This window comes from Streptomyces chisholmiae, from assembly GCF_031845445.1.
Classification (GTDB): Bacteria; Actinomycetota; Actinomycetes; order Streptomycetales; family Streptomycetaceae; genus Streptomyces; species Streptomyces chisholmiae.
The window spans coordinates 116,837-130,756 of the sequence record NZ_JAVREO010000010.1; the positions used below are offsets into that span (position 1 = coordinate 116,837).

The 13,920-nt window shown below is 73.5% G+C and carries 11 protein-coding genes; 3 read left to right on the forward strand and 8 right to left on the reverse strand.

Annotated features, from left to right (window positions below):
* Nucleotides 1-18: 18 nt before the first annotated feature.
* The 7 genes from serC to RM844_RS18075 form a co-directional block, all read right to left on the reverse strand.
* Nucleotides 19-1,137 (reverse strand): phosphoserine transaminase, encoded by a 1,119-nt coding sequence (serC, locus tag RM844_RS18045; RefSeq protein WP_311668278.1) that lies wholly within the window; start codon nucleotides 1,135-1,137, stop codon nucleotides 19-21.
* Nucleotides 1,138-1,220: 83 nt separating this feature from the next.
* The gene (locus RM844_RS18050) at nucleotides 1,221-2,483 is read right to left on the reverse strand and encodes a cytochrome P450 family protein (protein ID WP_311668279.1); all 1,263 of its coding nucleotides are present in this window, start codon (nucleotides 2,481-2,483) and stop codon (nucleotides 1,221-1,223) included.
* Complete coding sequence (locus RM844_RS18055) at nucleotides 2,480-3,769, reverse strand: cytochrome P450 (protein WP_394814538.1); 1,290 nt, start codon at nucleotides 3,767-3,769, stop codon at nucleotides 2,480-2,482. The genes RM844_RS18050 and RM844_RS18055 overlap by 4 nt, the downstream gene beginning before the upstream one ends.
* Nucleotides 3,766-4,377, reverse strand: a complete 612-nt coding sequence (locus RM844_RS18060) for a GTP-binding protein (protein ID WP_311668280.1) — start codon at nucleotides 4,375-4,377, stop codon at nucleotides 3,766-3,768. The genes RM844_RS18055 and RM844_RS18060 overlap by 4 nt, the downstream gene beginning before the upstream one ends.
* Complete coding sequence (locus RM844_RS18065; protein ID WP_311668281.1) at nucleotides 4,358-4,714, reverse strand: DUF742 domain-containing protein; 357 nt, start codon at nucleotides 4,712-4,714, stop codon at nucleotides 4,358-4,360. The genes RM844_RS18060 and RM844_RS18065 overlap by 20 nt, the downstream gene beginning before the upstream one ends.
* The gene (locus RM844_RS18070) at nucleotides 4,711-5,172 is read right to left on the reverse strand and encodes a roadblock/LC7 domain-containing protein (protein WP_311668282.1); all 462 of its coding nucleotides are present in this window, start codon (nucleotides 5,170-5,172) and stop codon (nucleotides 4,711-4,713) included. Before RM844_RS18070 ends, RM844_RS18065 begins: the two co-directional genes overlap by 4 nt.
* The gene (locus tag RM844_RS18075; RefSeq protein WP_311668283.1) at nucleotides 5,169-6,695 is read right to left on the reverse strand and encodes a sensor histidine kinase; all 1,527 of its coding nucleotides are present in this window, start codon (nucleotides 6,693-6,695) and stop codon (nucleotides 5,169-5,171) included. The genes RM844_RS18070 and RM844_RS18075 overlap by 4 nt, the downstream gene beginning before the upstream one ends.
* Before the next feature lie 158 nt (nucleotides 6,696-6,853).
* Here RM844_RS18075 and RM844_RS18080 point away from each other — a divergent pair, with 158 nt between their 5' ends.
* The 3 genes from RM844_RS18080 to RM844_RS18090 all read left to right on the forward strand — a co-directional run bounded on the left by RM844_RS18080 (nucleotide 6,854) and on the right by RM844_RS18090 (nucleotide 12,815).
* On the forward strand, nucleotides 6,854-9,733 hold the full coding sequence (locus tag RM844_RS18080) for an FAD-binding and (Fe-S)-binding domain-containing protein (protein WP_394814539.1): 2,880 nt from the start codon (nucleotides 6,854-6,856) through the stop codon (nucleotides 9,731-9,733).
* 225 nt (nucleotides 9,734-9,958) lie between these two features.
* On the forward strand, nucleotides 9,959-11,218 hold the full coding sequence (locus RM844_RS18085) for a glucarate dehydratase family protein (RefSeq protein ID WP_311668284.1): 1,260 nt from the start codon (nucleotides 9,959-9,961) through the stop codon (nucleotides 11,216-11,218).
* Nucleotides 11,219-11,291: 73 nt separating this feature from the next.
* Nucleotides 11,292-12,815 (forward strand): sodium:solute symporter family protein, encoded by a 1,524-nt coding sequence (locus RM844_RS18090; RefSeq protein ID WP_311668285.1) that lies wholly within the window; start codon nucleotides 11,292-11,294, stop codon nucleotides 12,813-12,815.
* Between the two features lie 45 nt (nucleotides 12,816-12,860).
* Here RM844_RS18090 and RM844_RS18095 read toward each other — a convergent pair whose 3' ends face one another.
* Nucleotides 12,861-13,775 (reverse strand): PhzF family phenazine biosynthesis protein, encoded by a 915-nt coding sequence (locus RM844_RS18095; RefSeq protein ID WP_311668286.1) that lies wholly within the window; start codon nucleotides 13,773-13,775, stop codon nucleotides 12,861-12,863.
* Between the last annotated feature and the right edge of the window lie 145 nt (nucleotides 13,776-13,920).

Sequence of the window (13,920 nt, forward strand, 5' to 3'; positions counted from 1 at the left end):
CGCACGAGGTGTCGCCGGTCAGAGGCGCTCGACCACGTGGTCCACGCAGCGGGTCAGGGCCTCGACGTCGTCCGGCGTGACCGCCGGGTACATCGCGACCCGCAGCTGGTTGCGGCCCAGCTTGCGGTAGGGCTCGGTGTCCACCACGCCGTTGGCCCGGAGCACCGCGGCGAGCCTGGCGGCGTCCACGCTCTCGGCGAAGTCGATGGTGCCGACCACCTGGGAACGGGCCTCCGGGTCGGTGACGAACGGGGAGGCGAACTCGGCCTTCTCCGCCCAGGAGTAGAGCCGGTTCGAGGAGTCGGCGGTGCGGCCGACCGCCCAGTCCAGGCCGCCCTGGCCGTTGATCCACTCCAGCTGGTCGGCCAGCAGGAAGAGGGTCGCCACCGCCGGGGTGTTGTAGGTCTGGTCCTTGCGGGAGTTGTCGATCGCGGTGGGCAGCGAGAGGAACTCCGGGATGTGCCGGCCGGAGGCCGCGATCCGGGACACCCGCTCGATCGCGGCCGGCGAGAAGACCGCGATCCACAGGCCGCCGTCGGCCGCGAAGGACTTCTGCGGCGCGAAGTAGTAGACGTCGGTCTCGGCGATGTCCACCGGCAGCCCGCCGGCGCCCGAGGTGGCGTCCACCAGCACCAGCGCGCCCTCGTCCGCGCCGGCCACCCGGCGGACCGGGGCGGCGACGCCGGTCGAGGTCTCGTTCTGGGTGAGGGCGTAGGCGTCCACGCCGCGCTGGGCGCGGGGCAGCGCGTAGCCGCCGGGCTCCGTGCTGATCACGGTGGGCTCGTCCAGCCAGGGCGCCAGCTTGGCGGCCTTGGCGAACTTGGCGGAGAACTCGCCGAACGACACGTGCTGCGACTTGGCCTCGATCAGCCCGTGGGTGGCGATGTCCCAGAAGGCGGTGGAGCCGCCGTTGCCCAGCACCACCTCGTACCCGTCGGGCAGGGAGAACAGCGCGGACACCCCCTCGCGCACCCGGCGCACCAGGGACTTCACCGGCGCCTGGCGGTGGGAGGTGCCGAGCAGGGAGTCACCGGTCGCCGCGAGGGCGGTCAGCGCCTCGACGCGCACCTTGGAGGGGCCCGACCCGAACCGGCCGTCGGCGGGCTTGATCTCAGCGGGAATCTCGATTTCGGCCACGAGCCGGAGCGTAGTCCCTTCCCGGCCCCCTCGGCACCTCGTCCGGGGGGTGAGACACGCCGCTCCGGCCCGTGGACCGGGCGTCAGGCGGGCTCGCCGTGCAGCCAGACGGGCAGCTCGTAGAGGTCGTTCTGGGTGACGTTGGGCCGGCGGCGCAGCTCCTCGTCCGGCACGGCCAGCGCCAGGTCGGGGAAGCGTTCGAAGAGCCGGGGCAGCGCGACGGCGGCCTCCAGCCGGGAGAGCGGCGCGCCCGGGCAGACGTGTGGGCCGTGCCCGAACGAGATGTGCCGGATCGGCGTCGGCCGGGTGATGTCGAACCGCTCGGCGGTCGGCCCGTGTTGCGCGTCGTCCCAGCCGATGGCGACGTAGGAGGTGATCAGGCCCTCGCCCTTGGGGATGACCGTGTCGCCGACCTCGATGTCCTCGGTGGCGAAGCGGATCAGCACGTGGGAGGTCGGCGGGGAGTAGCGGAGGGTCTCCTCGATGACATGTTCCCAGGGCACCTCGCCGGAGAGGACCAGGTCCTTCTGGTCCGGGTGGGTCAGCAGCCCGCGCACCGCGTTGTCCAGCAGCGCGATGGTGGTCTCGTGGCCGGCGGCGATGATCAGCTGGAGGGTGTTGGTGATCTCGTCGTCGGTCAGCCGGCTGCCGCCGTCGTCGGCGAGGATCAGCGCGCTGGTAAGATCATCCCCGGGTTGGGCGCGCTTCTCCGCCACGGTCGCGGCGAAGAGGGCGTTCAGCTCCGACAACATCACCGGCACCCGGGCCGGCGGGGTCTGCGTGTTGAAGAACTCGTCGAACAGATCCCGCAGTCGGGGCTGCGCGGACGGGTCGATGCCCATCAGTTCGCAGACCACGGCCATCGGCAACGGGTAGGCGAAGAGCGCCTTGAGATCGACCGGCGCGTCGGTCGGCCGCTCGGCGAGATCCGCCAGCAGCCGTTCGGTTATTCGCTCCACGCCGGGCCGCAGCAGCTGGACCCGGCGAGGGCTGAGGGCCTGGGCGACCTTGGCCCGCAGGCGCCGGTGTTCGGCGCCGTCCACGGTGAGCATCGAGCGGGGCGGAGCGGCCAGCCCGATCAGCGGCCACTCCTGGGATATCTCGCCACGCTGCCAGGCCCCCCAGGCGGCCACGTCCTTGACCAGCCTGGGGTCGTTCAACAGCCGGCGCGCCTCCTCCTGCCGGGTGACGGCCAACACCGGGACCCCGCCCGGGAGTTCCACCCGGGCTATCGGCCCGGCCGCCAACAGCGCCCGGCCCTCCCCCGCCAGGTCGCGCACCAGTGGGTCGAGCACGATGGTGTCGCTGCTCGGTGCGTCGCCGCTGTGGTGGACGGGACAACTCATCTCTGGCCTCCAAGTGCCGGGGTCGGCGTAAAGCGCACCGGCAACGTCGTCATGCCGCGCAGCCAGGGCGAGGGCCGCCGGTTGAGCGCTGCCGGGGATACGGACAGGTCCATGTCGGGAAGCCGGTCGAGGATCACCTCGATGCCGGTCCTCGCGATGACTTCCGCAATCTCCACCGCGGGAAACGGGCAGCGGTGATCTCCGTGGCTGAATGAGAAGAACGCGCTGTTTCCACCCGTCAGCCCGCTGCCGGTGACACCGCCCCCGCCGGCCGCCTGGTGGACCCGCACCTGCGGGTCGTCGTTGGCGCCCTGGAAGCCGAGCAGCATCATGTCGCCGGCCCTGATGTGCCGCTCGCCCAGCTTGGTGTCCCTGGTGGCCCACCGGCCGGCGATGATCTGGCTCGGGGTGTCCTCCCAGAGCACCTCGTTCATCGCCTCGGCGACGCTGTGCCGGCCGCCGAAGAAGGAGGCGGCGAACCGGTCGTCGGTGAGCATCAGGCGGATGGTGTTGCCGATCCAGTCGGCGGTGGTCTGGTGGCCGGAGGCCACGATCACCATCATGTCCTGGACCAGCTCCTCGTCGGAGAAGCCGCGGTTGCCCTCCAGCATCCGGGTGGCCACGTCCGCGCCCGGCTGGGTGCGCCGCAGCGAGATCAGCCGGCGCATCGAACCGAGCAGGTGCTGCTGGCCGGCGATGGCGCGCTCGCCACCGTCGATCATGTCGTGCATCGCCTGGCTGAGGCCCTGGCTCTCCTCCTCGCGGAAGCCCAGCAGGGTGGCCAGCACCAGGATCGGCAGCGACTTGGCGAAGTCCTCGATCAGCTCCGCCTCGCCCTGCCCGCAGATCCGGTCCACCAGCTGGTCGGCGCGGGACTCCACGACGGCCCGCAGCCCGATCTGGTCGACCGCCTCCAGCGCCTCGTTGGTCACCGCCACCCGCCGGGTGTGCGCCTCGCCCACCGTGTACAGGATCGACGGCTGCCGGCGGCCGATCATCGGCCCCAGCGGCCAGTCGGCCGGGATCTTCGGCCACTGGCTCCACAGCTCCGAGTCCCGGCTGAACAGCTCCGAGTCGCTGAGCAGTTGGTGCAGCTCGCGGTAGCCGATGACCAGCCAGGCCGGGACGTCGCCCGGCAGCGCGACCGGCACCACCGGGCCGTGCTGCTGCCGCATCTCCCGGTACAGCCGGTGCGGGTCGGTGTGGAACCGCTCGCCGCTGAGCGGCACGGCGTCCGGGGCCAGCCCGGGGATGTCGGCGGACGGGGTCGGGGCGGGGGTGGTCACTGGGCGTTCTCCCGGGCGGTGGACAGGGTGTAGAGGTGCTCGACGAGCGTGATCAGCACGTTCTTGCTCGACGGGCGGGAGCGGGCGTCGCAGTCGATCAGCGGGACGTCCTCGGACAGGTCGAGCGCCTCGCGCACCTGCTCGGCGCTGTGCGGCTGCCCGCCGAAGTCGTTGCGCGCGACGATGAACGGGGTGCCGTGGTGTTCCAGCCGGTCGATGGCGTACCAGGAGTCGGCCAGCCGGCGGGTGTCCACCAGGACCACGGCGCCCAGGGTGCCGGCGAACAGCCGGTCCCACAGGAACCAGAAGCGCTCCTGCCCGGGCGCGCCGAAGAGGTAGAGCACGGTGCGCTGGTCCAGGGCTATCCGGCCGAAGTCGAAGGCGACCGTGGTGGACGTCTTGCCCTCGATCGCCGAGATGTCGTCCACCTGCTCGCCGGCCCTGGTCATCACCTCCTCGGTGTTCAGCGGACGGATGTCGCTCACCGAGCGCACCATGGTGGTCTTGCCCACGCCGAAGCCGCCGACGACCACGATCTTCAGACCGTTGTCGGCCGACCGGTCGAGTGGAGTGCGGCTGCCAGCGCGGTCAGAGGTTGCGGAGTCCAACGAGCACCTGCTCAAGGAGATTCGAGTGGGGAAGGTGGGTGGCCGAGCTGGCCGTCTTGGGATGGCGTGCGGTGATCAGGCCCGAGTCGAGCAGGTCGCTCAGCAGGATGCGGACCACGGTGATGGGCAGCCGCAGCTCGGCGGCGACCTCCACCACGGCCGTCGGGTACTGGCACATCTTCAGGATCCTGGTGTGCTCCGACTGCATCCCCGAGGTGGGCTCCGACTCGCTGACCACCAGGGTGACCAGGTCGAAGGCGTCGGATGACGCCCGACTGCGGCCCCTGGTCACGATGTAGAGGCGGTCGGGCTCCTCGTCCCGGCCGGGGCGGCTCACGCGGCACCCCCTCCGTCGCCCGGCTCCCGGGGCGCGGCGCTGAGGTACTCCCCGAGCTGCTCGACCAGTTCGTTCATGTTGTGGCCGATGATGCCGACGTCGGCCTGCTGGTCGGCGACGATGGCCAGGTGGGCGCCGTCGCCGGCCTCCACGATGAACAGTATTCCGCCGTAGAACTCGGTCATCGACTGCCGCACCCCGCCGCTGCCGTCGCCGAACTCGATGGAGGCGCCGTGCGACAGGCTCTGGATGCCGGCGGCGATCGCGGCCAGCTGGTCGGCCTGGTCCTCGGACAGCTCGGGGGTGCGACAGAGCTTGAGCCCGTCGCGGGAGAGCACCAGGGCGTGCCTGGCCCCCGGCGTCCGGTCCAGCAGACGCTCCAGCAGCCAGTTCAGCCGTTCGTCCGCCGTTCCAGAGGGTGCGAGGTGGTGCCGGGCCCCGGCGGATGATGTGGTCATGGGGTGTGTTCCTCCGGGTGGGACGTCACTTGGGGGGAGGGGGTGGACTGGGGGTCTTCGGCGGCTCGGTTCCGCCCCTGGAGCGCCTGCCGGAAGGCGCCGAACCGGGCGGCGGACTCGGCCGGCGAATGGGCGGTGCGCGGCGCGGCCGCGCGCTCCCGGCGGGCGCGCTCCTGCCGGTCGGCGTTGGCCAGGGTGCGGCCACGGCGCCGCTTGGGCAGCCCGCTCTCGCCGAACTGCGGCAGCTCGTCGGTGGTGGAGGCGGCGGCCGGGGCGTGCTCCTCGGTGGCTCGGGGGCGGTCGTCGGCGACCGGGGCGGGCGGCTCGACCGGCGCGGCCGGGGCCGGCACGGGGGCCGGCGCGGGCGTGCGCACGGGCGCCGCGGTGGGGGCGGGGGCCGGTGCGACGGCGGTCGGCGTGGGCTCGTTGGCGCGCGGCCGGGTGATCAGCTCCTGCGGGATCATCAGCAGCACGCCGGTGCCGCCCCGGGCGGACGGCCGGAACGAGACCTTCAGCCCGTGCTTCCTGGCCAGGGCGCCGACCACGGCCAGGCCGAGCCGGGTGCCGGAGAGCGCGCTGAGGTCCAACTTGTCGGCGGAGACCGTCCGTTCGGCGCGGCGCAGCGCCACGTCGCTCATCACCAGGCCGCTGTCCTCGACGGTGATCAGCAGGCCGGCCTGCACCTCCTCGACGTAGACGTGCACCTCGGAGGTGGGCGGCGAGAAGTTGGCCGCGTTGTCCAGGATCTCGGCCAGCGCGTGCATCACCCCCTCGGCGGCGTGCCCGGCGACGGCCGCGTTCACCGTGGAGTGTGAACGCACCCGCTGGTAGCCGCCGATCCGGCCCATGGCGCCGCGGATGATGCTCTCCATCACGATCGGCTTCGACCAACGCCGACCGGAACGGGCGCCGGTGAGCACCGCGATGCTGTCCGCGAGGCGGCCGGCCTGGGCGGTGCGGTGGTCCAGCAGCAGCAGGTCGCCGAGCACCTCCTCGTCGCCGTGCCGGTGCTCCATCTCGCGCAGCTCGGCCAGCATGCTGAGGGCCAGGGCCTGCATCCGGCCGGCGGCGCCGGCGCAGGCGGCGAGCGAGGCGGCCTTGCTGCTCTCGGCCCGGCCGATCTCGTCGGCCAGCGTGCGCAGGGCGCGCGCCTCGACCTCGTCGGCCGGCGCGGCCGCGGCCAGCGCGGTGGCCGCGCCGGAGCCGTCGCGCAGCCGGGCGACCAGCTCCGGCACCGCGACGTCGGCGAACCGTTCGGACCGCTGGCGCTGCTCGGCCAACCGCTCGGTCAGCAGCCGGGATCTGGCGTGCCCGTGCACCGCCCAGGGCACGGCGACGCAGAGCGCCACCGCGCCGAGGCCGGCGCCCCAGGCGAGGGGGGTGCGGACCGAATCGGGAGCGAGGTAGACCGAGAGCGTCCAGGTCACTCCGGTCACCACCAGCGTGATCAACAGGGCGAGCAGCGTCTGACGCTTCGCCGAACGCTGCGGCCTCCGGCGCTCCGGCCGGGTGTGCGCTGTCATGGAACGTGGACCTCGGGGGGGACGTCAGGGGGGCGGAAATTCGCCAACACTATATGGGGAGTTGGCGACTGACATAACGTCACTCAGCGGTGAATCGAAAGTGCCTTCTGTGTGTTCACCCACCCGTCGCGTGAGGAAATGGGTGCAGGGTGGGAGGTATGGAACGGTCGAGTCGAACAGGGCGTGAAGTGGCGAGCGGTGGCGCGGAGCGGGCGGTGGCGGAGCTGGCCGCCGCGCTCGCCTCCCGGGTGCGGGGGGAGGTGGAGTTCGGTCCGGCGAGCCGGGCGTTGGCCACCATGGACGCCTCCAACTACCGTCGGGTACCGCTGGGGGTGGTGGCGCCCAGGGACGCCGAGGACGTGGCGGCCGCGCTGGCGGTCTGCCGGGAGCGCGGCGTGCCGGTGGTGGCCCGCGGCGGCGGCACCAGCATCGCCGGGCAGGCCACCGGGCTGGGCGTGGTGCTGGACTTCACCCGCCACCTGAACCGGGTGCGGTCGATCGACCCGGACGCCAGGACGGCGGTGGTGGAGCCGGGGGTGGTCTGCGACGCGCTGCGGGCGGCCGCCGCCCCGCACGGGCTGACCTTCGGGCCCGACCCGTCGACGCACAGCCGCTGCACCCTGGGCGGGATGATCGGCAACAACTCCTGCGGCTCCCACTCGGTGGCCTGGGGCACCACGGCCGACAACGTGCGCGAGCTGACGGTGCTCAGCTACCGGGGCGAGCCGGCGGTGCTCGGCCGCGGCGGGGCCGGGGTGCCGGACCGGCTGCGGGCGGCGGTGACCGACCTGGTCGCCGACGAACTGGCGGCGCTGCGCACCGGGTTCCCCGAGCTGCCGCGGCGGATCTCCGGCTACGCGCTGGACGAGCTGCTGCCCGAGCGCGGCCGGGACTGGGCGCGCGCCTTCACCGGCTCGGAGGGCACCCTGGGGGTGCTCACCGAGGCGAAGGTCGCGCTGGTCGAGCCGCCGGCCGCGCGCGCCCTGGCGGTGCTCGGCTACCCGCACGAGAGCGCCGCGGCCGAGGCGGCGGCCGGGCTGCTGGCGCACGGGCCGCTCACCGTGGAGGGGATGGCCGCCGACCTGGTGGGCGGGGCCGCCGCCCGGGCGCTGCCGCCCGGCGGGGCCTGGCTGTTCGTGGAGGTCGGCGGCGCCGGGCCGGCGGCGGCGCGGGCCGCGGCGGACGCGCTGTGCCGGGCCGCGGCCGGCGACATCACGGGGTCGACGGTGCTGACCGACCCGGCGGCGCAGCGCGCCCTGTGGCGGATCAGGGAGGACGCGTCGGGCACCGCGACCCGGCTGCCGGACGGCGGTGAGGCGTGGCCGGGTTGGGAGGACTGCGCGGTGCCGCCGGCCCGACTCGGCGCCTACCTGCGGGAGTTCCGCGGCCTGCTGCGGGACCACGGGCTGCGCGGGCTGCCCTACGGGCACTTCGGGGACGGCTGCATCCACGTCCGGATCGACTTCGACCTGCTGACTCCCCAGGGGGTGGCGCGGTTCCGCGAGTTCAGCGTGGAGCTGGCCGACCTGGTGGTGGCGCACGGCGGTTCGCTCTCCGGGGAGCACGGGGACGGGCTGGCCCGCTCCGAGCTGCTGCCCCGGATGTACGGGGAGCGTCTGGTCGGGGTCTTCGACCGGTTCAAGTCGCTGTGGGACCCGGACCGCGGCCTCAACCCCGGGGTGCTGGCCCGCCCGGCGCGGCTCGACGCGGACCTGCGGTTCCTCGGGATGCCCACCGCGCCGCCGGTGGCGTTCGCCTACCCGGGCGACGGTGGGGACTTCTCGGCGGCCGTGCGGCGCTGCGTCGGGGTCGCCAAGTGCCGGGAGAGCGGGCCGAGTTCGGGGGCCGGCGTGATGTGCCCCTCGTTCCGGGCCACGGGCCGGGAGGAGCACTCGACGCGGGGCAGGGCCAGGCTGCTGCACGAGATGCTGCTGGGCGAGGTGGTGACCGACGGCTGGCGTTCGACCGAGGTGCGGGACGCGCTGGACCTCTGCCTGTCCTGCAAGGGCTGCCGCAGCGACTGCCCGGTGGGCGTCGACATGGCCACCTACAAGGCGGAGTTCCTGCACCAGCACTACCGGGGGCGGCCGCGGCCGGCCGGCCACTACGCGATGGGGCGGCTGCCGACCTGGCTGCGGCTGGTGGCTGCGCTGCGGCTGGCCGGACCGGCCAACCTGGCCGCCCGGCTGGGGCCGTTGGCCGCGGTGGCGAAGCGGCTGGGCGGGATCGCCCCGGAGCGGGGCATCCCGCCGTTGGCCGCCGAGCCGTTCACCCGCTGGTGGGCGCGGCAGCGCCGGTCGGCCGGCGGCGCGGTGCTGCTCTTTCCGGACAGCTTCACCAACTACCTGTCGCCCGAGGCGGGTCGGGCGGCGGTGCGGGTGCTGGACGACGCGGGGCTCGGCGTCACGGTGCCGGACGGCGCGGTGTGCTGCGGGCTGACCGAGATCTCCACCGGGCAGCTGGACCGGGCGCGGGCCACCGGGCGCCGCACCCTGGACCGGCTGGCCGGGGTGCTGGCCGACGGCCGGCCGGTGACGGTGCTGGAGCCGCCGTGTGCCGCCGCGCTCCGCACCGACCTGCCCGAGCTGCTGCCCGACGACCCGCGCGCCGCCCAACTCGCCACCCAGGTACGGACCTTCGCCGAGACGCTGGCGGAGTACGCGCCGCACTGGCGGCCGCCGATGATCGACCGGCCGGTGGCCGGGCAGACGCACTGCCACCAGCACGCGGTGCTGGGCGAGGCGCCCGACGTCGCGCTGCGGGCCGCCGCCGGCCTCACCGGGCCGCTCTCCGGCGGCTGTTGCGGCCTGGCGGGGAACTTCGGCTTCGAGCGGGGCCACTACGAGGTCTCGGTGGCCTGCGCCGAGGACCAGCTGCTGCCGGCGGTGCGCCAGGCGCCGCCGGACGCCGTGCTGTTGGCGGACGGCTACTCCTGCCGGCTCCAGCTCGACCAGCTGGCCGGCCGCCGGGCCAGGCACCTGGCCGAGGTGCTGGCCGAGGCGCTGGACGGCGCCGCCGACGGGCCGCCCGCCGGCTGACCGGGCGGGCCGGGGGCGCGCGTTGACCGGGGGCGGTGGCCGGCCGGCCACCGCCCCCGGCCGCGTTCCGCGAGCAACTCGGCGGCGGGGCCGCCTTGTTCAGCTAGCTGAACAGCGCCTCCCTGTTTGGCCTGCGCACACCCTTGACTGCCCCATAGGGCACTTCTACAGTTGCCGCGTCTGTTCACCAGAATGGCCCATATTCAAATATGTGAATGGTCGCCTATGCGCATACGCGAGATCAAGCTGACCCCCGTCGCCTTCCGCGACCCGCCCCTGCTGAACGCCAGCGGTGTCCACGAGCCCTGGGCGCTGCGCACCGTCGTCGAGGTGCTCACCGACGAGGGCCTCACCGGCCTGGGTGAGACCTACGGGGACCGTTCCCACCTGGAGCGCCTGCGGACCGCCGCGCCCGCGCTGGTCGGGCTCGACGTGCACGCCCACCACGCCCAGTACGCCCGCGTCGCCGGGGCCGTCGGCACCGACGTCTTCGTCGACCAGCACGGGCTGACCGGCGCCGGCAGCAACCAGAAGACCGTGGACGCGGTCTTCTCCCCGTTCGAGGTCGCCTGCCTGGACATCCGCGGCAAGGCCGCCGGGCTGCGGGTCGCCGACCTGCTCGGCGGGCCGGTCCGGGACGCCGTGCCGTACAGCGCCTACCTCTTCTACAAGTGGGCCGGCCACCCGGACGCCGAGGAGGACCGGTTCGGCGCCGCCCTCGACCCGGAGGGGATCGTCGCCCAGGCCCGACTGCTGGTCGGCGAGTACGGGTTCGGCTCGATCAAGCTCAAGGGCGGGGTGCTGCCGCCGGACCAGGAGATCGCCGCGGTGCACGCGCTGCGCGACGCCTTCCCCGACCTGCCGCTGCGGATCGACCCCAACGCCGCCTGGACGCCGGACACCTCGATCCGGGTCGGCCGGGAGCTGGCCGGCGTGCTGGAGTACCTGGAGGACCCCACCCCGGAGATCGACGGGATGGCCCGGGTCGCGCCCGAGGTCCCGATGAAACTGGCCACCAACATGTGCGTGGTCACCCACGAGCACCTGCCGCCCGCCATCGCCAAAGGCGCCGTCGGGGTGCTGCTCACCGACCACCACTACTGGGGCGGGCTGCTGCGCTCCACCCAGGTCGCCGCGCTTTGCGCCACCTTCGGCCTGGAGCTGTCCATGCACTCCAACACCCACCTGGGCATCAGCCTGGCCGCCATGACCCAACTGGCCGCCGCCGTGCCCAACCTCACCCACGCCTGCGACACCCACACCCCGTGGCAGCAGGGGCAGGACGTGGTGGTGCCCGGCGCGCTGCGCTTCGTGGACGGCGCCGTGCCACTGCCCGCGGCGCCTGGCCTCGGCGTCGAACTCGACCGCGCGGCGCTGGCCGAGCTGCACGAGAACTACCTGCGCTGCGGCATCGAACGCCGGGACGACACCGCCTACATGCGGCGCACCGACCCGGCGTTCCAGCCCAAGCGCGCCTACTGGTGAGCCGGGCCGACCGACCCACGCGCCACCCGCCCGTACCGCCCCCGTTCCCCATCCCCTCCTCCTAGGAGCCGCGATGTCCGCACTCGACTGGATCGTGGTCGCCGGCTACTTCCTGGTGATAGTCGCCATCGGCTGGTGGTCCAAGAAACGCGTCCACGACGTGGCCGACTTCTTCACCGCCCGCGGCCGAATACCGTGGTGGCTCTCCGGCATCTCGCACCACATGTCGGGTTACAGCGCGGTGATGTTCGTCGCCTTCGCCGCCGTCGCCTACAACGACGGGATCACCGTCTACTTCTGGTGGCCGCTGACCATCGGCCTCGGCGTGGGCGTCGGCGCCTTCCTCTTCGCCGCCCGCTGGAACCGGCTGCGCGCCAAGCACGACGTCAAGTCGCCGCTGGAGTACCTGGCCCGCCGCTACAACCTGCCCACCCAGCAGGTCCTCGCCTACAGCGGCGCGGCCCTCAAGGTGGTCGACATCGCCGCCAAGTGGGTCGCGATCTCCGTGCTGTTGAAGGGCTTCGCCGACATCCCGCTGGAAGTCGGCATCATCTTCACCGGCGTCGCCACCATGGCCTACATGACGGTCGGCGGCCTGTGGGCCGACGTCCTCACGGACATGGGGCAGTTCGTCATCCAGGCGGTCGCCGGCTTCGCGATGCTCTTCGCGGTGATGGCCAAGCTCGGCGCGGACTTCCCGTTCACCATGTGGGGCGACCTGCCGGACGGCCACGGCGACCCGATCAGCGGCTCCGTCACCACCTGGCTGGTGATCGCGTTCCTCTTCGTGAAGACCTTCGAGTACAACGGCGGCATGTGGAACCTGGCGCAGCGCTACATGGCCGCGCCGTCCGGCTCCGCCGCCAAGCGGTCCGCGCTGCTCTCCAGCATCCTGTGGCTGGTCTGGCCGCTGATCCTGTTCCTGCCGATGGTCGCGGCCCCGCTGATCGTGCCCGGGCTCACCGCCGGCGAGGAGTCCTATGTGGCGCTCTCCAAGGAGCTGTTGCCCGCCGGCCTGATCGGGCTGATGCTGGCCGGCTTCTTCTCCCACACGATGGCGATGGTGGCCTCCGACTCCAACGTGATCACCGCCGTCATCACCCGGGACATCGCGCCGGTGCTGGCGCCGAAGGTCCGCCGGCTCGGCGAGGCGGCCCAGCTGCTCTTCGCCCGGATCACCACGGTGCTCTTCGTCAGCCTCAGCATGCTGATCGCGATCACCACAAGGGGTGAGGGCTTCGTCCTGGACACGGTGGTGCAACTGGTCGCCGCCACCATGGGGCCGATCTCCATCCCGCTGATGCTGGGCCTGCTGCCCTGGTTCCGCCGGATCGGCCCCACCGCGGCGATCACCTCCTGGGCCGGCGGGCTCGCCGTCTGGTACGTCGTCCGCTACCAGATCGACGGCTCGACGGAGGCGGCGATCGTCGGGCTGCCGCTGCTCACCTCGCTCGTGCTCTACCTGGGCATCGGCCTGCTCAAGCCCGAACCCACGGCGGAGCGCGACGCGTTGGTGCTGTCCCTCAACACCGACCCGGACGAGGACGACGACACCGGCCGGGCCCCGCGGGAACGCGGCGAGGTGCCGACCGGCTGACCCGGCCGCGCCGGGGCGGGCGGCCCCCGCCCCGGCGCGTGCCCGCTACGCCGGGCCGGGCGTGACGGTGCCGCTGGCCACCAGCACCGTGTGGCCGCCGACCGAGACCTCGGCCAGCCGGCCGGCCCGCCAGCTGGCCGCCGCCTCGATCAAACTCGGCCGCCCCATGGCCACCCCCTGCGCCACGGTGAGCCGCACCTCGCCGTCGGCCGTGGCCGGCGCCCGCCCCTCCCGGGCGACCAGGCCGGCCACCAGGCCGGCGGCGGCCGACCCCGTCGCCGGGTCCTCCGGCACCCCCATCGACGGCACGAAACAGCGCGCGTGCACCCGGCCGCCGTCCGCCAACTCCCCGGCGAACACGTGCAGATCCTCGGCCCAGCCGCCGGCGATCGAGGCCGCCCAGGCCGCCTGGTCCAGCGCCGCCAGGTCCACCGCCGCCGCGTCGGCCAGCCGCGCGTAGCAGAACCGCAGGCCCACCCCGCCGTACCAGCAGTCCAGCACCGCCGCCGGGTCCAGCGACAGCGCCGCGGCCACCGCCGCCCGGGACGGCGGCTCGGCGGCCGTCAGGTACGGCGAGGTCAGGGTCAGCCGGGCGTGCGAGCCAGTCACCTCGACCGCGACCACCCCCACCCCCTCCTCGAAGAGCACCTGTCCGCCGGTCGCCGCCGGGTCGAGCAGCCCCTGCCCGACCAGCACCGCCGCCGCGCCGACCGTCGGATGCCCGGCGAACGGCAGTTCCCCGGTGGGGGTGAAGATGCGTAGTCTGGCGCTGTGTCCCGGGTCCTTGGGCGGTACCGCGAAGACCGTCTCCGAGAAGTTGAACTCGCGTGCCAGCGACTGGAGCTGACGGTCAGACAGGCCAGCGGCGTCCGGCAGGACCGCCAGTTGGTTGCCGCCGAACGGCTGCTCGGTGAAGACGTCGGCGATCAGGAAGGCACGGGCTTCGGGGAGGGCGTTCATGCCCCCACCCTAGGAGCCCGGAGAAACACCGCCGGGCGGCGATGAGTTCGCCGCCCGCGCCCGGTCCTCCCTGACAACACCACCGCACGATCCGCCCGGCCCGGCGCCCCGGCGCCGAGCCACCGAGCGGCGACGCCCCGACCCG